Raw genomic sequence first — 16,298 nt, 5'->3', positions numbered from 1 at the left:
GGCATGCAGCAACTGAATCCTTCCGAGATCAGCGACATCATCAAGCAGCGTATCGAGAAGCTTGACGTCGCATCCGAGGCCCGCAACCAGGGCACCATCGTCAGCGTCTCCGACGGCATCGTACGTATTCACGGCCTGGCCGACGCGATGTTCGGCGAGATGATCGAATTTCCCGGCAGCATCTTCGGCATGGTGCTCAACCTCGAGCGCGACTCCGTCGGCGCCGTGGTGCTGGGCGATTACCTGCAGCTCGAAGAGGGCATGACCGCCAGCTGTACCGGTCGTATCCTCGAGGTGCCGGTGGGCCCCGAGCTGGTCGGCCGCGTGGTCGACCCGCTGGGCATCCCCATCGACGGCAAGGGCGACATCGACGCCAAGCTGACCGATGCGGTGGAAAAGGTCGCCCCCGGCGTCATCACCCGCCAGTCCGTCGATGAGCCGATCCAGACCGGTCTCAAGTCGATCGACGCCATGGTGCCGATCGGCCGTGGTCAGCGCGAGCTGATCATCGGCGACCGCCAGATCGGTAAGTCGGCGATCGCCATCGACGCCATCATCAACCAGAAGGGCAAGGGCGTCACCTGCGTCTACGTGGCCATCGGCCAGAAGCAGTCGACGATTGCCAACGTGGTGCGCAAGCTCGAAGAGCACGGCGCCATGGAGCACACCATCGTGGTTGCCGCCGGCGCTGCCGACCCGGCCCCGATGCAGTTCCTGGCCGCCTACTCCGGCTGCACCATGGGCGAGTACTTCCGCGACCGCGGCGAGGACTCGCTGATCGTCTATGATGATCTCTCCAAGCAGGCCGTGGCCTATCGTCAGGTATCGCTGCTGCTGCGTCGTCCGCCGGGCCGTGAAGCCTACCCGGGTGATGTCTTCTATCTCCACTCGCGTCTGCTCGAACGCGCCGCGCGGGTCAACGCCGACTACGTCGAGAAGTTCACCAACGGTGAAGTGAAGGGCAAGACCGGCTCGCTGACCGCGCTGCCGATCATCGAGACCCAGGGTGGCGACGTCTCGGCGTTCGTACCGACCAACGTCATCTCGATTACCGACGGTCAGATCTTCCTCGAGACCAACCTCTTCAACTCGGGCATCCGCCCGGCGATCAACGCCGGTCTCTCGGTGTCGCGGGTAGGTGGCTCGGCGCAGACCAAAATCATCAAGAAGCTCGGCGGCAGCGTACGCCTGGCGCTGGCTCAGTACCGCGAGCTGGCAGCGTTCTCGCAGTTTGCGTCGGACCTCGACGAGGCCACCCGCAAGCAGCTCGAGCACGGTCAGCGCGTCACCGAGCTGATGAAACAGAACCAGTATTCGCCGCTGTCCGTGGCCGACATGGCGCTGTCACTGTACGCCGCCAACGAAGGCCACCTGGATGACGTCGAGGTCAGCAAGGTGCTGGACTTCGAGCGTGCTCTGCACGAGTACATGAAGTCCGAGCACGGCGAGCTGCTCGACAAGATCAACCAGACCGGCGACTACAGCAGCGAGATCCAGGAAGGCTTGAAGGCGGGTCTCGAGAAGTTCAAGGCGACTCAGAGCTGGTAATGCCGAGGGCCCACTCTGGCGAGTGGGCCAGCATGCTTTCTGAGAGCCACGAACGAGGGTAGATCGCTATGGCAGCTGCAAAAGAGATACGCACCCAGATCGGGAGCATCAAGAATACGCAGAAAATCACCAGCGCCATGGAAATGGTGGCTGCGTCGAAGATGCGTAAAGCCCAGGACCTGATGAAGGCCAGCCACCCCTATGCGCGTCAGATCCGCAATGTCGTGAGTCACATCGCTGATGCGAATCCCGAATATCAGCACGATTACATGGTAGATCGTGAGGTGAAGCGGGTTGGCTATATCGTGGTCTCCACCGACCGCGGTCTGTGCGGTGGTTTGAACGTCAACCTGTTCAAATCCGTGCTCAGGGACGCCCGAGCTTGGCGCGATCAGGGCGCAGAGCTGGAGTTCTGTGCGCTGGGGGCCAAGGCCAGCACGTTCTTCCGCAACTACGGGGGCAACCTGGTGGCGGCCAAGAGCGGGCTCGGCGAATCGCCGCGGGTCCAGGACCTGATCGGTAGCGTCAAGGTCATGCTGGAAGCGTATGACGAGGGGCGTCTGGATCGGCTGTTCGTGGTGTACAACGAATTCGTCAACACCATGACCCAACAGCCGGTGGTCAGACAGCTATTACCCCTGTCGCCCGATATGGGCAACGAAGCGCATGACGATGAAGAACAGTCGCGTCCCGGAAGCTGGGACTACCTGTATGAGCCGGATGCCAAGATGCTGCTGGACCGGCTGCTCGAGCGCTTCATCGAGTCGCAGGTCTATCAGTCGGTGGTCGAGAATGCCGCCTGTGAACAGGCCGCGCGGATGATTGCGATGAAGAGCGCCACCGACAACGCCGGTGGCCTGATCGATGATCTGCAACTGGTGTACAACAAGGCCCGTCAGGCCGCGATTACCCAGGAAATCTCGGAGATCGTCGGTGGCGCAGCCGCCGTATAGCAGCTTGGGAAGCCAGGTTTCATTTGCAGGTATTTAAGAGGAACCAAGATGAGCGGACGTATCGTACAAATCATCGGCGCGGTGATTGACGTAGAGTTTCCGCGGGACTCAGTGCCCAAGGTCTACGACGCGCTTAAGGTCGAAAACGCCGACACCGTGCTCGAAACCCAGCAGCAGCTGGGCGACGGTGTGGTGCGTACCATCGCCATGGGCTCCACCGAGGGCCTCAAGCGAGGCTTGGACGTCTCCAACACCGGCGCTGCCATCTCCGTGCCGGTGGGTAAGGAGACGCTGGGACGGATCATGAACGTGCTCGGCGAGCCGATCGACGAGGCGGGTGAGATCGGTGAGCAGGAGCGCATGCCGATCCACCGCAAGCCCCCGACCTATGCCGAGCAGGCAGCTTCCAACGAGCTGCTCGAGACCGGCATCAAGGTCATCGATCTGGTCTGCCCGTTCGCCAAGGGTGGCAAGGTCGGCTTGTTCGGCGGTGCCGGCGTGGGCAAGACGGTCAACATGATGGAGCTGATCCGCAACATCGCCACCGAGCACAGCGGTTACTCGGTGTTTGCCGGTGTCGGGGAGCGTACCCGCGAGGGTAACGACTTCTATCATGAGATGACCGAGTCCAATGTTATCGACAAGGTATCGCTGGTCTACGGTCAGATGAACGAACCCCCCGGCAACCGCCTGCGCGTGGCGCTGACCGGCCTGACCATCGCCGAGAAGTTCCGTGATGAAGGCCGCGACGTACTGCTGTTCGTCGATAACATCTATCGCTATACCCTGGCCGGTACCGAGGTCTCGGCACTGCTCGGCCGCATGCCCTCGGCGGTAGGTTACCAGCCCACGCTGGCCGAAGAGATGGGTGTACTGCAGGAGCGCATCACCTCGACCAAAACCGGCTCGATCACCTCCGTGCAGGCGGTCTACGTACCGGCGGATGACTTGACCGATCCGTCGCCGGCGACCACCTTCTCGCACCTCGACGCTACCGTGGTACTGGCGCGCTCCATCGCCGAGCTGGGTATCTACCCGGCCATCGATCCGCTCGACTCCACCTCGCGTCAGCTGGATCCGCTGGTGGTCGGTCAGGAGCACTACGACACCGCCCGCGGCGTGCAGAACGTGCTGCAGCGCTACAAGGAGCTCAAGGATATCATCGCCATCCTGGGCATGGACGAGCTGTCCGATGAGGACAAGCTGGCCGTGTCACGAGCGCGTAAGATCCAGCGCTTCCTGTCGCAGCCGTTCTTCGTTGCCGAGGTGTTCACCGGGGCGCCCGGCAAGTATGTGTCGCTCAAGGACACCATCCGCGGCTTCCAGGGTATCCTCAACGGTGAGTATGACGAGCTGCCGGAACAGGCCTTCTATATGGTCGGTTCGATCGACGAAGCCGTCGAGAAAGCCAACCAAATGAAGTAAGGCCGTCCACCCAGAGGGGACAACACTATGGCGAACAGCTTCAAGTGCGAGATAGTCAGCGCAGAGGAAGCGGTGTTCTCCGGCGAGGTCGAGCAGGTGGTCGCCGCCGGGATCATGGGTGACCTGGGCATTCTGCCCGGCCACACGCCGCTGCTGACCGAGCTCCAGCCGGGGCCGGTCAGGGTAACGCTGGCGGGCGGCGGCGAGGAGAACTTCTACATCTCGGGCGGCTTCCTCGAGGTCCAGCCCAAGGTGGTGTCGATTCTCGCCGATGCGGCTACCCGTGCCGGTGACATCGATGAAGCGGCGGCCGAAGAGGCCCGCCAGCAGGCGCTCAAGTCGTTCAACGAGAAGTCCTCGGAGTTGGATTACTCGCGCGCGGCGGCGGAACTTGCCGAGGCGGTGGCCCAGCTCAGAACGATCCAGCAGCTGCGCAAGAAGGCCGGCAAGAGCTGATCGGTTCCTGTCGTGAAAAGCGCCCCCCGCGTCGTTGACCGGGGGGCGTTTTCGTGTCTGCTATGATGGTCGCCATGCCCGCCACCCAATCTGCCCGATTACGGCGTCAGGAGGATGCCTATGTCATTGAATGAAGCCCTGACCGAACAGAAGAGCACGCTGCTCGAGGCGCTGCAGTCGGATGCTGCCGATCTCGACGACGTGCTGCCCGAGCTGCGTGCCGCGGATATCGCCGAGATCCTCGAGGATATTGCCGAGGAAGACGACGACACGCCCACCGTCTTTGCCCTGCTCGACCATCTTTCGGTGGAACGACGTGCCAATGTGTTTGGCTACCTGCCGAGCGACATGCAGGGCGAGTTGGCCGAGGCGATGTCCGACGAGACGCTGCTTGCGCTGTTCGAGGAGATGAGCTCGGATGAACGTGCCGACCTTTTCAACCTGCTCGACGAGGATCGTCGCGAGGGCCTGCTGCGGCGTATGGCCAAGCAGGAGCGCGAGGACCTCAAGCGGCTGGCCAGCTACGAAGAGGGCACCGCCGGGGCGATCATGACCTCCGACTACGTGGCGATCCCCAGTGGCATGACGGTGTCCCAGGCGCTGATGCGGGTGCGTCAGACCGCGCCGGACGCCGAGACTGTCTATCAGATCTACGTACTCGCCGAGGAAGGCCGCCTGGCCGGCACGTTATCATTGCGTCAGTTGATGGTGGCGCGCCCCGGGGCGTTGGTCGACGATCTGATGATCAAGGATGTGATCAGTGCGCGCGTCGATGACCCCCAGGAGGACGTGGCACGGCTGGTGGCGCGTTACGACCTGCTGGCGGTGCCGGTGATCGACAGTGATGAACGGATGGTGGGTATCGTCACCCACGATGACGCCATGGACGTCGCCGAAGAGGAGGCCACCGAGGACTTCCACAAGGGGATGTCGATAGGCCAACTGGAGGATGGCGTCAGCCGCGTGCCGCTGTGGAGCCTGTATCGCAAACGCGTCATCTGGCTGGTGCTACTGGTATTCGCCAACCTGTTCTCCGGCGCGGGTATCGCCTATTTCGAGGAGACCATCGCCGCTCAGGTGGCGCTGGTGTTCTTCCTGCCACTGCTGATCGGCAGCGGCGGCAACGCCGGTGCCCAGGCCGCCACCCTGATGGTGCGCGGCATGGCCACCGGCGATGTCGGGGTCAAGGACTGGGGTACGCTACTGGGTCGCGAGCTGCTGGTGGCAGGTTCACTGGGTCTGACCATGGCGCTGGCGGTGGCCCCCATCGGGGTGATGCGCGGTGGAGAGGCGGTGGCGATGGTGGTGGCCATGAGCATGGTCACTATCGTGCTGTTCGGCAGCCTGCTGGGCATGTGTCTGCCGTTTCTTCTCAACCGCCTGGGCTGGGATCCGGCCACTGCCTCGGCACCGCTGGTCACCACCTTGATCGATGCCTCCGGGGTGGTGATCTACTTCAGCATTGCCACGGCAATCCTGACCAGTGTGTGATCAGCGGGAATCAGCGTCGAGGATTATGGTGGTGGCCAGAACAGGCCTCTTATTCGAGTGAGAGATGTCATGCCTGGACGGCGGACAAACTGTTACCGAGTGTGTATCCTTGTCCGCGGTCATCTTGTCCAGGAGGTGGGCAGGTACACGCCGCGCCGTTCTTCGAGCATCATCTATTGGCCCTAAAGGATTACCATGGACTGGCTACAGGTCGTCGTTCTCTCGCTGGTGCAGGGACTTACCGAGTTCCTACCCATCTCCAGCTCTGCTCACCTGATCCTGGTGCCAGTGCTGACCTCATGGGAAGATCAAGGACTGGCCTTCGACGTGGCGCTGCATATCGGCAGCCTGGCGGCTGTCATCGTCTATTTCTGGCATGAACTGAAACGTATGACGCTGAGCTGGGTGGCCTCCTGTCGTGGACAAGGCAGCGATGCGGACGGCCGCCTGGCGTGGTGGGTCATCGTAGCTACGATTCCGGTCGGGCTGATCGGTCTGGTGTTCAAGGAAACCATCGAGCTGGAGCTTCGTTCACCGCTGATTCTAGCCATTAGCCTGATCGGCTTCGGGCTCCTGCTTGGCTACGCCGATTGGCGTAAGCACGGTACTCGCAGCGAATATCAGCTGAGTCTGAAGGATGCACTGCTGATTGGCGGCGCCCAGGCGCTGGCGCTGATTCCCGGCACCTCTCGCTCCGGTATCACCATCACCGCGGCGCTGCTGCTGGGCATGAATCGTGAAGCGGCCGCGCGCTTCTCGTTTCTTATGTCGATTCCGGTAATCGTGCTGGCCGGCGGCCTCGAGGTGGTTGGCCTGATCCAAGAGCCGGAGGACGTCGCCTGGACGGCGATGATCGTGGGCACCTTGCTGTCTGGCATCAGCGCCTATCTGTGCATCCACTATTTCCTGGTCTTCATCAAGCGCATCGGCATGCAGCCGTTCGTGATCTATCGGATTATCTTTGGACTCTGGCTGCTGTGGTTCTTCTGGTAGCCCCTGGAGGACATCAACCATGTACGTCACCCGTTTTATTGTTCCACTGCTGCTGGCCGTGCTGGTGGCCGGTTGCGGCGAGCGAGACCCCGAGCTCGACTCACCGGTGCGCCTCGAAGGCAATATCTTTGGCTCCTTCTACCAGGTCACCATCGCCGACCCGCTGACGCGCAGTCAGGCCGAAGCGCTCGAGGAGGGCTTCGTTGCCGAGCTCGATGATGTCGATGCGGCAATGTCGATCTATCGGGATGACAGCGAGCTGATGGATCTCAACCGCACGCCTGTGGATGAATGGCTGGCTCTCTCCAATGCGCTGTTCGAGGTGCTGGCAGTGAGTCAGTCGGTGGCCGGGAAGAGTGATGGCAGCTTCGATGTCACTGTGGGTGGGCTGGTCAATCTGTGGAGCTTTGGCTCTGAAGCTCGTCCCCAGGAGGTGCCATCCCCGGATGTCCTTGCCGAGCGACTCGCCGAGGTTGGCCACGACAAGCTCGAGCTGGATGCCAGCGAGACTCGGGCCAGGCGCACCGGCGATGTGTTCATCGACCTGGGGGGCGTGGCCAAGGGGTATGGCACCGACCGGGTCGCCGCTTATCTCGATGCCCAGGGCATCGAGCACTACCTGGTTAACCTGGGTGGCGATCTGATCGTCAAGGGCTATCGCGATGAGGAGCAGAACCCATGGCGGATCGGCGTCGAGGTGCCTGACGGTAGCCGCCAGGTGGCCCACCATACGCTACCGCTGCACGATATCTCTGTGGCCACCTCCGGTGACTACCGCAACTATTTCGAGGCACAAGGGCAGCGCTATTCGCACACCATCGACCCACGCAGCGGTATGCCGATCGAACACGCGCTGGCCTCGGCGACGGTACTGCACCCCTCCAATGCCTGGGCCGATGCCTGGGCCACGGCGCTGATGACGCTGGGGCCAGATGATGGCCTGCGACTGGCCGAGCAGCACGACCTGATGGTGCTGTTGCTGGTGCGCGAGGGAGACGGCTGGGCGACGCGGGTAAGCTCGGCATTGATCGACTATTTTGGCATCGAAACCCTCGCCGACATTGGTATCGACGTGGATGACTGAACAAGGAGAGACCATGACCCTCGACGTAGTGATTCTAGCCGCCGGTCAGGGCACACGGATGCGCTCGACCCGGCCCAAGGTGTTGCATACTCTGGCTGGCAAGCCGATGGTGCGTCACGTCATCGACACTGCCGCGACGCTTGGTGCCGAGAAACTGCACGTGGTGATCGGTCACGGCGGCGACCAGTTGCGCCAGGCGCTGGGCGATTGTCCGGTGAGCTTCGCCGTACAGGCCGAACAGAAGGGCACCGGCCATGCGGTGGCCCAGGCGCTGGATGCGTTGGGGCCCGACAAGGTGCTGGTGCTGTATGGCGATGTGCCCTTGATTCGGCGCGAGACCCTGGCGGCACTGCTCGACAGCGTCAGCGAACAGCAGATGGCACTGCTCACCGTGACCCTCGACGACCCCAGCGGCTATGGGCGTATCCTGCGCAACGCCGCCGGTCAGGCGGTGGCGATCGTCGAGCACAAGGATGCCAGCGAGAGCGAGCGGGCGGTCCAGGAGTGCAATACCGGGATCATGGCGATGACCAGCGCCCAGCTACGGCGCTGGCTGCCTCAGCTGTCGGCGGATAACGCCCAGGGCGAGTACTACCTGACCGACGTGCTCGCGCTGGCCGCCGCCGAAGGAGTGAGTATCGCCACCGCCCAGCCGGCCAGCCCCATGGAAGTCGAGGGGGTCAACAACCGCGCCCAGATGGCGCGTCTCGAGCGTGCCTATCAGCAGGCCATTGCCGAGCGGCTGATGACCGAAGGCGTGGCGCTGGCCGACCCGGCGCGCCTCGACGTGCGCGGCAGCCTGCGCTGTGGCCACGACGTGGAGATCGACGTCGGCTGCGTGTTCGAAGGCGAGGTGGAACTGGGTGAAGGGGTACGCATCGGCCCCTACTGCGTGATTCGCGACAGCCATATCGGCGCCGAGAGCGTGATCGAGGCACATAGCGTGATCGAGGGCGCGGTGGCTGCCGGGCATAATCGCATCGGGCCCTTCGCGCGGCTGCGCCCCGGCTCGCGCCTGGCGGTGGGCGCCAAGGTCGGTAACTTCGTCGAGACCAAGAACGTCGAGGTCGGCGAGGGCAGCAAGATCAATCATTTGAGCTATGTCGGCGACGCCAGCCTGGGGCGCGGCGTCAACGTCGGCGCAGGTACCATCACTTGCAACTATGACGGTGCCAACAAGCACCGCACCGAGATCGGCGACGACGCCTTCATCGGCTCCAACACCGCCCTGGTGGCGCCGATAAGCGTCGGCAAGGGCGCCACCGTGGGAGCCGGCTCGACCATCGGCAAGGACGTTGCCGACGGCGCCCTGGCGGTATCCCGGGCGCGGCAGATCAGCAAGCCCGACTGGCCGCGGCCGACTAAGGATTCCTAAGCCATCCGGCAACCCACCATAACGCCGCTTCGGCTTGGCTGAAGCGGCTTTTTCGTGGTCGGGACTTGACGTTGTACGGCTATTGGTCTTTCATTTGGAAATTAATTTCTTTCGATTCGAAACGTTAAGATTGATATTAAATGACCAAACGAAACACGGCCCAGCGGCGGCATGCCATTTTGGCATTCGTCAACGCCGCGGGGGAGACCAGCGTCGAGACCTTGGCACAACGCTTCGACTTCTCCGAGGTGACGATACGCAAGGATCTGGCCACCTTGGAGAAGAGCGGACTGCTGCTGCGTCGCCACGGTGGCGCAGTGCCACTGCCCGTCGAGCTGCTGGACGGTGCCGTCAATATCTCGCCTGCAAAGCGGGCCATTGCCCGAGCAGCAGTTGAGCGGCTCCGAGAGCATAACCGCATCATCGTCGATAGCGGCACCACGACCTCGGCGATGATTCCCGAGCTGGATGGCAAGACCGGCCTGGTGGTCATGACCAACTCCTTGGCGGTGGCCAATGCGCTGCACGCGCTGGAACGCGAGCCGATGCTATTGATGACCGGCGGCACCTGGGATCCGCATTCCGAATCGTTTCAGGGCCAGGTCGCCGAACAGGTGCTGAGGCACTACGACTTCGACCAGCTGTTCATCGGTGCCGATGGTATCGACCTGGCGCGAGGTACTACGACCTTCAATGAGTTGCTGGGACTATCGCGGGTAATGGCCGAGGTGGCCCGCGAGGTCGTGGTAATGGTGGAAGCCGACAAGATCGGCCGACGTATCCCCAATCTCGAGTTGCCGTGGGGCTGCATCGATACATTGATCACCGATCATCGTCTCGATCCTGCCGACCGCCGAGCGATCGAGGCCCATGATGTAGAGGTCGTCACCGTTATGGTGGATGACGCAGAATCCAGGAGGTAGCGCGATGTGTGGAATCGTTGGAGCGGTAGCCGGGCGTAACGTGCAGGGTATTCTGCTCGAGGGTCTGCGACGCCTCGAGTATCGAGGCTATGACTCCGCCGGTATGGCAGTATTGGACGACAACGGAGTACTGGCACGACGGCGTGCCCAGGGCAAGGTCGCGGCACTTGCCGAGCGGCTCGAGCAGTCGGCCCTGTCGGGAAGCGTGGGGATCGCCCATACTCGCTGGGCGACCCATGGCAAGCCCAGCGAGGCCAACGCTCATCCCCATCAGTCCGCTGGTCGTCTGGCGGTGGTACACAACGGCATCATCGAGAACTTCGAGTCTCTCAAGGCCGACCTGGAGGCCAGCGGCTACGTATTCGAATCGCAGACCGATACCGAGGTCATCGCCCACCTGCTGGATCGCGAGAGTGCCGTCCAGGGCGACCTGCTGGCGGCAGTGCAGCGGGTCCTGGCGAGGCTCGATGGCGCCTATGCGCTGGGTGTAATGCACGCCGCCGAGCCGGACGTGGTGATCGGCGCGCGCAAGGGCAGCCCGCTGGTGGTGGGTGTGGGCATCGAGGAGGCCTTCCTGGCCTCGGACCCGCTGGCGCTGCTGCAGGTCACCGACCGCTTCATCTACCTCGAGGAGGGCGATGTGGTGCGTCTCTCGCGGGGCGGCGTGATTGAGATCGTCGACGCCGATGGGCGCTCGGTCGAGCGTGAGGTGCAGACCTTCGAACACGGCGACGGAGCCGCCAGTAAGGGCAATTACCGCCACTTCATGCTCAAGGAGATCCACGAGCAGCCGGCGGTCATTGCCCAGACCCTGGAAGGTCGGCTGAGTGAGCGAGGGGTGCTGGTCAAGAGCTTCGGCGTCGAGGCCGAGGCACTGTTCTCGAAGGCCAAGCAGATCCATATCATCGCCTGTGGCACCAGCTACCATGCCGGCATGGTGGCGCGCTACTGGCTGGAGCGCTACGCCGGCATTCCGACCCAGGTAGAAGTTGCCTCGGAGTATCGCTACCGCCGTGTGGTGGTGCCTGAGAACACCCTGTTCGTGACCCTCTCTCAGTCCGGCGAGACTGCCGACACCCTGGCGGCGCTACGCTTTGCCAAGCACAGCGGCTATCTCGGCAGTCTGGCAATCTGCAACGTGCCGGGTAGTTCGCTGGTGCGTGAGTCGGATCTCACGCTGCTGACCCACGCCGGCCCCGAGATCGGCGTGGCCTCGACCAAGGCCTTCACCACCCAGCTCACCGCACTGATGCTGTTTACCCTGGCGCTGGGGCGCCAGCGTGGCATGGACGATGACCAGCAGGGGCAGATCGTGACGGCACTACGCGGGTTGCCGGCGCTGGTCACCCGGGTGCTGGCGCTGGACCCTGCAATTGAGCGTCTTTCGGTAGATTTCGCCGAGAAGCAGCATGCGCTATTCCTGGGGCGTGGGGCGCATTTCCCGATCGCTCTGGAGGGCGCGCTCAAGCTCAAGGAGATTTCCTACATCCACGCCGAGGCCTACCCGGCCGGTGAGCTCAAGCACGGTCCCCTGGCGCTGGTCGACAGTGAGATGCCGGTGATCTCGGTGGCGCCCAACGACGAGTTGCTCGACAAGCTCAAGTCGAACCTGCAGGAGGTACGCGCCCGTGGCGGCGAGCTCTATGTGTTTGCTGACGAGCAGGTGGCAATCGAGGCTGGAGAGGGCATCAAGGTGCTGCACCTGCCCCACGTCGACGAGGCGCTAGCGCCGATCCTCTACACCCTACCGCTGCAGCTGCTCTCCTATCACGTGGCGGTGCTCAAGGGCACCGATGTCGACCAGCCGCGTAACCTGGCCAAGTCGGTGACGGTGGAGTAAACCCCCAGCTTACTTTTCTTGTTTATTGTCGTTAAACTTTACTTCGACCTAGGGCAGTAATAATCAACTTATTGCTGCCCTGTTCGACGTAAATGAAAAACGAGAAAAGGATATCGGCATGGGGAAGGAACAGCAGCGTCGGGGAAGTGTATTCAAACGATCAGTAGTCATTATCCTGGGGTTGGTGCTTATCGTAGGTTTGGCAGCTCCCTACTGGTTAGGTCAACGGATTGAACAGAAGTACGCTGATTATCTGCAGCAGTTACAGCGCTTCGGTTATATAGAGGTCGAAAACCTGGTTTACGAGCGTGGCTGGCTGGAGGCAAATGCCGCATATGAGCTCGTACTCGAGCCGGAGTTTGCGCAGTTTTATACAGGTCTTCTCAGCACTGCCGTGGGCCAGGAGTTCGAAGGAGAACCATTGCGGATCCACGTCGATGATCAGATTACCCATGGCCCCTTCATTGGTGCTTTCGCCAGTATCGAGGGACGGGCGGACGCCTCGGGTTGGCTATTCGATCAGTTGGTTCAAATGGAGGTCGACGGGAGTATCTCACGCTACGATGCCAGGGTCGGTTTCGACCAGGTCGTGGTAGGTGAGTGGGCCCCCATGCAGATGGTTCTGACGGCTGGCCCGCTGTTGAGCGACGCAGGCCTGGATCTACGCTATGACCTCGATTACCAAGGCGGTGATTTCCGCTACGATCCATCCCTTGGCGAGTATCGAAGCTCCAATCGCATGGGGCCGGCACGATTGGAGGAGCCCAGCGCTACCCATACCTTCGAAGGTTCTACCGCGGAGTTCGTGGCCTCCTTCCCCGAGGGGGTGCTGCGTGATGTCATGTTCAGCTCGCAGGACGGGCCGATCGTCACCGAAAGCCGTGACGTCGAGTGGGTCGGCGACTCGCGCATCGATGCACAGAGCGTCGACATTCAGCTGCAGTTCGATGAGCAGGGTCGCTTCGAGGGCTTCACGACCCGTTATGCGCTGCAGGGTTTCGAAGCCGAGGAGCCGGAGCTGTTCCTTACCATGCAGGACATGGGGGCGGAAATTACGGCGAGTCGCCAGGACGAGACCAGCTGGTACGGCCAACTGGATGTAAGCCTCGAGGGGCTGACACTGCGCGAGCTGGATTCGCCGAGTTTTGAAGTGCAAGACATGCATTACCGCCTGGGCTTGGAGCCGGAATCCGCGGCGCATTTCCGGGTAGCGCAATTGCTAGCCGCAAGCGGGCTTCGCATTCAGGGCGTAAACGATCCGATTGCGCTGCACGTCGAGTCAAGCTATGGACAGTTGCCGCGTGCGCAATACGACACGCTATGGGGCCTGATCCATGAGGCCGTCGGCCAATTCTCGTGGGAGGACCCCGATCGGCTGTTGCCGGTATTCGAGCGCATGGAGCGCGTTGGCGAAGAACTGTTAGCGGGCCGCTCCACGATCAGCGTCAAGCCGTTCACGTTCAGCATGGGTGAGGCGGATATTGACCTGCAACTGGAGGCCGATATGTCGCTGGTGGATCTGGCAGCCTTCGAAAATGACGGGTTGCTTGCTCCCGAGAGCCGCCTGGATCTAAGCGTGAATGCTTCCGAACGACTGCTGCACAAGATGTTTCGCGAGTCACTGCGACAGCAGCTCGGCGGGCTGAGGTCCGATAGCGAGCTCGATGCGATGGCAAAGGAAGCCGTGGCAGACAGCCTGGAGGCAATGCTGGAGCTAGGCGTAGTGCGTCGCGAGGAGGATGAACGCTACTCCCTCGAGGCTCAGCTACGCGATGGCCAGCTGCTGTTGAACGGTGAGCCGGGAGAATGGCTACTGGAGCAGTTCTAAGCCGCCTGCTAGCAATCAGGGCCGGGTAGAGCGTCTAGCGCTGCACCCGGCCCTGCTGGATCTGCGTCTCCATGGCATTCGTGTGATAGCGAGGTGACAGTGGCCGGACAACTCTACCTTGGCTTGGCCATGTGGGCCAACGCTGACTGGCGGGGCAGCCTCTATCCGCCCCACGGCGGGCAGCAGGAGTGGCTTGGCGAGTACGCGCGGGTATTCTCTGCCGTCGAGGGCAATACCACCTTCTACAGCGGGGCGCCCAAGGCCGAGACGGTGGCCGGCTGGGCACGCCAGGCACCCGCCGAGTTTCGCTTCTGCTTCAAGCTGCCGGCCAGCCTGACTCATGAGGCGCGGCTGGTGGGTATCGAGGCCGAGCTGGACGCTTTTCTCGAACGCCTCTCGCCGCTACATGATCGTCTCGGCCCCCTGATGGTGCAACTACCGCGCGATTTTGGTGCTCAGGAGCTTCCGCAACTCGATCAGCTACTATCGCGCTGGCCGAAGGGAATCTCCTGTGCCGTTGAGGTCCGCCACAGTGAATTTTTCCACAAGGGCAGCGCCGAGGTGGCACTCAACCGGTTGTTGATAAGTCATGGCGTAGACCGCGTGATGCTTGATGTAAGGCCGCTGTTCTCGACCCCGGCGGGCAGCGACCCGAGGCTACTCAAGGCCCAGGGGGAAAAACCCAAACGTCCGTTACACGTGCTCTCCACTGGCGATAGGCCGCTGGTGCGGTTCATTGGCCATGTCGATGAGGATGTCAATACGATCTATTTTGCGGCCTGGGTGGAGCGCCTCTGCCTGTGGATAAAACAGGGGAAAAGTCCTTTTCTATTTGTGCATACCGCGGATAACCGCCGCGCCCCGCAGCTCGCTCGGCGGTTGCATGACGAGGTGGCCAGGCGGCTGGGTCAAGCGAGCATCGGGGTATTCAGCGGCGAAGCGCAGGCCACGCTGTTTTGAGCGTGAGAAGCGGATATCGAGGGAGTGAAGGCTAGTAGACCTCGCGCAGGGGAGGCCTGATAGAGAAGTGCTGCGGGCGCCGTGGCGCCGGTGATGGCGGAACCCTATGGGTTACTGCATCAGCTCGTCATCGTCGAGATCGGCGATATCGCGCTCGAGGCGCTTGAACTCCCGGTGCAGCTCGATGCCGCGGCGCGCGCGCAGGTAGCGCACGGCGGCAGTCTTCTGGCGCTGCTTGTGCTCATCGACCTCCATGCTCATGAAAATATCGAGTAGCTCTGTTTTGAGGGAGGATACCTGTTCGACATTGCGCATGTTCGATTCTCCTGACTCAAGTGACACCCGGCCGAACGACCGCAGGGTTACCGGCCGGTAGTTTTACTATACCTCAGTTGACAAAATGATGAATCCCTGAAGGCACTGCTTGTCGGATGGGACTCTCCATCACGCCGCCGCTGAGGCATACTGGTGGCCAGCTAGCGGCTTGCCGCGGCCGACACACCGGATATTCATAAGTTATGCACAAGTTATGCCAGCAAGGAGCCTGACGTGAGCCGCGCCCTATTCGACGAGCTAAGAAGCCGCATGGAGCACTTTCGACGCTCCGAACAGAAGGTCGCGCGCTTCGTGCTGCGCAACCCCGAGGAAGTTATCCACATGCGCATCGTCGACCTGGCCACCGAGGCCAAGGTCAGCGAACCCACGGTGGTGCGTTTCTGCCGTGCGCTGGGCTGCAACGGTTTTCAGGACTTCAAGCTGAAGCTGGCGCAGATGCTGGCCACCGGCAGCCAGTTCGCCCAGTTCTCGATGAACGACGACGACTCGGTGGCGGAGTTCTCCCACAGCATCTTCGACTCCACCGTGGGCACGCTGTTGTCGGTGCGTGATCGTCTCGACAACGATCTGCTCAGCCAGGCGATCAACGCCCTGGCGATGGCCAACCGCGTCGAGTTCTACGGCTTCGGTGCCTCCGGAGCGGTGGCCTTCGATGCCCAGCACAAGTTCTTCCGTTTGCAGATCTCCACCTCGGCCTACGCCGACCCGCACATGCAGAACATGTCGGCGGTGACCCTGAAGCCCGGTGACGTGGTGGTGGCGATCTCCCAGACCGGCCGCACCAAGGCACTGGTGGCTAGTGTCAGGCTGGCCCGCGAGGCCGGTGCCACGGTGGTCGGGCTGTGCCCGAGCGGCTCGCCGCTGGCCGACGAGGTATCGATCCCGCTGTTCATCGATGTCCACGAGGACACCGAGATCTACACGCCGATGAGCTCGCGGATCGCGCACCTGGTGCTGGTCGACGTGCTGGCGGTGGGGGTGGCCAAGACCCGCGGCCCCAAGCTCACCGAGCAGCTCAAGTCGGTCAAGCGCAGTCTCAATTCGCTGCGCTTCCCGGAGCCGGAGGAGTGAGCGGCAATATGCTAC

Annotated in this window: 14 protein-coding genes; 13 read left to right on the top strand and 1 reads right to left on the bottom strand. The window is 62.2% G+C overall.

Translation table 11 applies throughout. The features are described from left to right. The first annotated feature begins 3 nt into the window (after nucleotides 1-3). From atpA to CK498_RS08840, 12 genes are all read left to right on the top strand, one after another. Complete coding sequence (atpA, locus tag CK498_RS08895; protein WP_095620515.1) at nucleotides 4-1,548, top strand: F0F1 ATP synthase subunit alpha; 1,545 nt, start codon at nucleotides 4-6, stop codon at nucleotides 1,546-1,548. Nucleotides 1,549-1,616: 68 nt separating this feature from the next. Beyond that, on the top strand, nucleotides 1,617-2,501 hold the full coding sequence (gene atpG / locus CK498_RS08890) for a F0F1 ATP synthase subunit gamma (RefSeq protein WP_095620514.1): 885 nt from the start codon (nucleotides 1,617-1,619) through the stop codon (nucleotides 2,499-2,501). Nucleotides 2,502-2,549: 48 nt separating this feature from the next. Continuing rightward, nucleotides 2,550-3,926, top strand: a complete 1,377-nt coding sequence (atpD, locus tag CK498_RS08885; RefSeq protein WP_095620513.1) for a F0F1 ATP synthase subunit beta — start codon at nucleotides 2,550-2,552, stop codon at nucleotides 3,924-3,926. Between the two features lie 27 nt (nucleotides 3,927-3,953). Beyond that, nucleotides 3,954-4,382, top strand: coding sequence for a F0F1 ATP synthase subunit epsilon (locus CK498_RS08880; RefSeq protein ID WP_095620512.1), 429 nt, complete (start codon nucleotides 3,954-3,956; stop codon nucleotides 4,380-4,382). Between the two features lie 120 nt (nucleotides 4,383-4,502). After that, nucleotides 4,503-5,873, top strand: coding sequence for a magnesium transporter (gene mgtE / locus CK498_RS08875; RefSeq protein WP_095620511.1), 1,371 nt, complete (start codon nucleotides 4,503-4,505; stop codon nucleotides 5,871-5,873). Between the two features lie 195 nt (nucleotides 5,874-6,068). Further along, entirely contained in the window at nucleotides 6,069-6,866 is a 798-nt protein-coding gene (locus CK498_RS08870; RefSeq protein ID WP_095620510.1) for an undecaprenyl-diphosphate phosphatase, read from the top strand. A gap of 19 nt (nucleotides 6,867-6,885) precedes the next feature. Next, nucleotides 6,886-7,950: an FAD:protein FMN transferase gene (locus tag CK498_RS08865; RefSeq protein WP_095620509.1), complete on the top strand. Its 1,065-nt coding sequence runs from the start codon at nucleotides 6,886-6,888 to the stop codon at nucleotides 7,948-7,950. Nucleotides 7,951-7,963: 13 nt separating this feature from the next. Next, nucleotides 7,964-9,325, top strand: a complete 1,362-nt coding sequence (gene glmU / locus CK498_RS08860; protein WP_095620508.1) for a bifunctional UDP-N-acetylglucosamine diphosphorylase/glucosamine-1-phosphate N-acetyltransferase GlmU — start codon at nucleotides 7,964-7,966, stop codon at nucleotides 9,323-9,325. 140 nt (nucleotides 9,326-9,465) lie between these two features. Further along, the gene (locus CK498_RS08855; protein WP_095620507.1) at nucleotides 9,466-10,248 is read left to right on the top strand and encodes a DeoR/GlpR family DNA-binding transcription regulator; all 783 of its coding nucleotides are present in this window, start codon (nucleotides 9,466-9,468) and stop codon (nucleotides 10,246-10,248) included. 4 nt (nucleotides 10,249-10,252) lie between these two features. Then, nucleotides 10,253-12,088: a glutamine--fructose-6-phosphate transaminase (isomerizing) gene (gene glmS / locus CK498_RS08850; RefSeq protein ID WP_095620506.1), complete on the top strand. Its 1,836-nt coding sequence runs from the start codon at nucleotides 10,253-10,255 to the stop codon at nucleotides 12,086-12,088. Nucleotides 12,089-12,206: 118 nt separating this feature from the next. Further along, nucleotides 12,207-13,916, top strand: coding sequence for a DUF945 family protein (locus tag CK498_RS08845; RefSeq protein ID WP_095620505.1), 1,710 nt, complete (start codon nucleotides 12,207-12,209; stop codon nucleotides 13,914-13,916). Between the two features lie 129 nt (nucleotides 13,917-14,045). Further along, nucleotides 14,046-14,876, top strand: a complete 831-nt coding sequence (locus CK498_RS08840) for a DUF72 domain-containing protein (protein WP_407645840.1) — start codon at nucleotides 14,046-14,048, stop codon at nucleotides 14,874-14,876. Between the two features lie 111 nt (nucleotides 14,877-14,987). Here CK498_RS08840 and CK498_RS08835 read toward each other — a convergent pair whose 3' ends face one another. Beyond that, complete coding sequence (locus tag CK498_RS08835) at nucleotides 14,988-15,191, bottom strand: PA3496 family putative envelope integrity protein (RefSeq protein ID WP_095620503.1); 204 nt, start codon at nucleotides 15,189-15,191, stop codon at nucleotides 14,988-14,990. Between the two features lie 234 nt (nucleotides 15,192-15,425). Here CK498_RS08835 and hexR point away from each other — a divergent pair, with 234 nt between their 5' ends. Next, the gene (gene hexR / locus CK498_RS08830; RefSeq protein ID WP_095620502.1) at nucleotides 15,426-16,283 is read left to right on the top strand and encodes a transcriptional regulator HexR; all 858 of its coding nucleotides are present in this window, start codon (nucleotides 15,426-15,428) and stop codon (nucleotides 16,281-16,283) included. The last annotated feature ends 15 nt before the right edge of the window (nucleotides 16,284-16,298 follow it).

Source organism: Halomonas salipaludis (assembly GCF_002286975.1).
GTDB lineage: Bacteria > Pseudomonadota > Gammaproteobacteria > Pseudomonadales > Halomonadaceae > Franzmannia > Franzmannia salipaludis.
This window is presented reverse-complemented; position numbering and strand designations above follow the sequence as displayed.

Coding starts and splice junctions, on each gene's coding strand:
- CK498_RS08865 (WP_095620509.1), top strand. CDS start 6,886: ATGTACGTCACCCGTTTTATTGTTCCACTGCTGCTGGCCGTGCTGGTG.
- CK498_RS08835 (WP_095620503.1), bottom strand. CDS start 15,191: ATGCGCAATGTCGAACAGGTATCCTCCCTCAAAACAGAGCTACTCGAT.
- CK498_RS08880 (WP_095620512.1), top strand. CDS start 3,954: ATGGCGAACAGCTTCAAGTGCGAGATAGTCAGCGCAGAGGAAGCGGTG.
- CK498_RS08855 (WP_095620507.1), top strand. CDS start 9,466: ATGACCAAACGAAACACGGCCCAGCGGCGGCATGCCATTTTGGCATTC.
- glmU (WP_095620508.1), top strand. CDS start 7,964: ATGACCCTCGACGTAGTGATTCTAGCCGCCGGTCAGGGCACACGGATG.
- CK498_RS08845 (WP_095620505.1), top strand. CDS start 12,207: ATGGGGAAGGAACAGCAGCGTCGGGGAAGTGTATTCAAACGATCAGTA.
- atpD (WP_095620513.1), top strand. CDS start 2,550: ATGAGCGGACGTATCGTACAAATCATCGGCGCGGTGATTGACGTAGAG.
- mgtE (WP_095620511.1), top strand. CDS start 4,503: ATGTCATTGAATGAAGCCCTGACCGAACAGAAGAGCACGCTGCTCGAG.
- glmS (WP_095620506.1), top strand. CDS start 10,253: ATGTGTGGAATCGTTGGAGCGGTAGCCGGGCGTAACGTGCAGGGTATT.
- CK498_RS08840 (WP_407645840.1), top strand. CDS start 14,046: ATGTGGGCCAACGCTGACTGGCGGGGCAGCCTCTATCCGCCCCACGGC.
- CK498_RS08870 (WP_095620510.1), top strand. CDS start 6,069: ATGGACTGGCTACAGGTCGTCGTTCTCTCGCTGGTGCAGGGACTTACC.
- atpA (WP_095620515.1), top strand. CDS start 4: ATGCAGCAACTGAATCCTTCCGAGATCAGCGACATCATCAAGCAGCGT.
- atpG (WP_095620514.1), top strand. CDS start 1,617: ATGGCAGCTGCAAAAGAGATACGCACCCAGATCGGGAGCATCAAGAAT.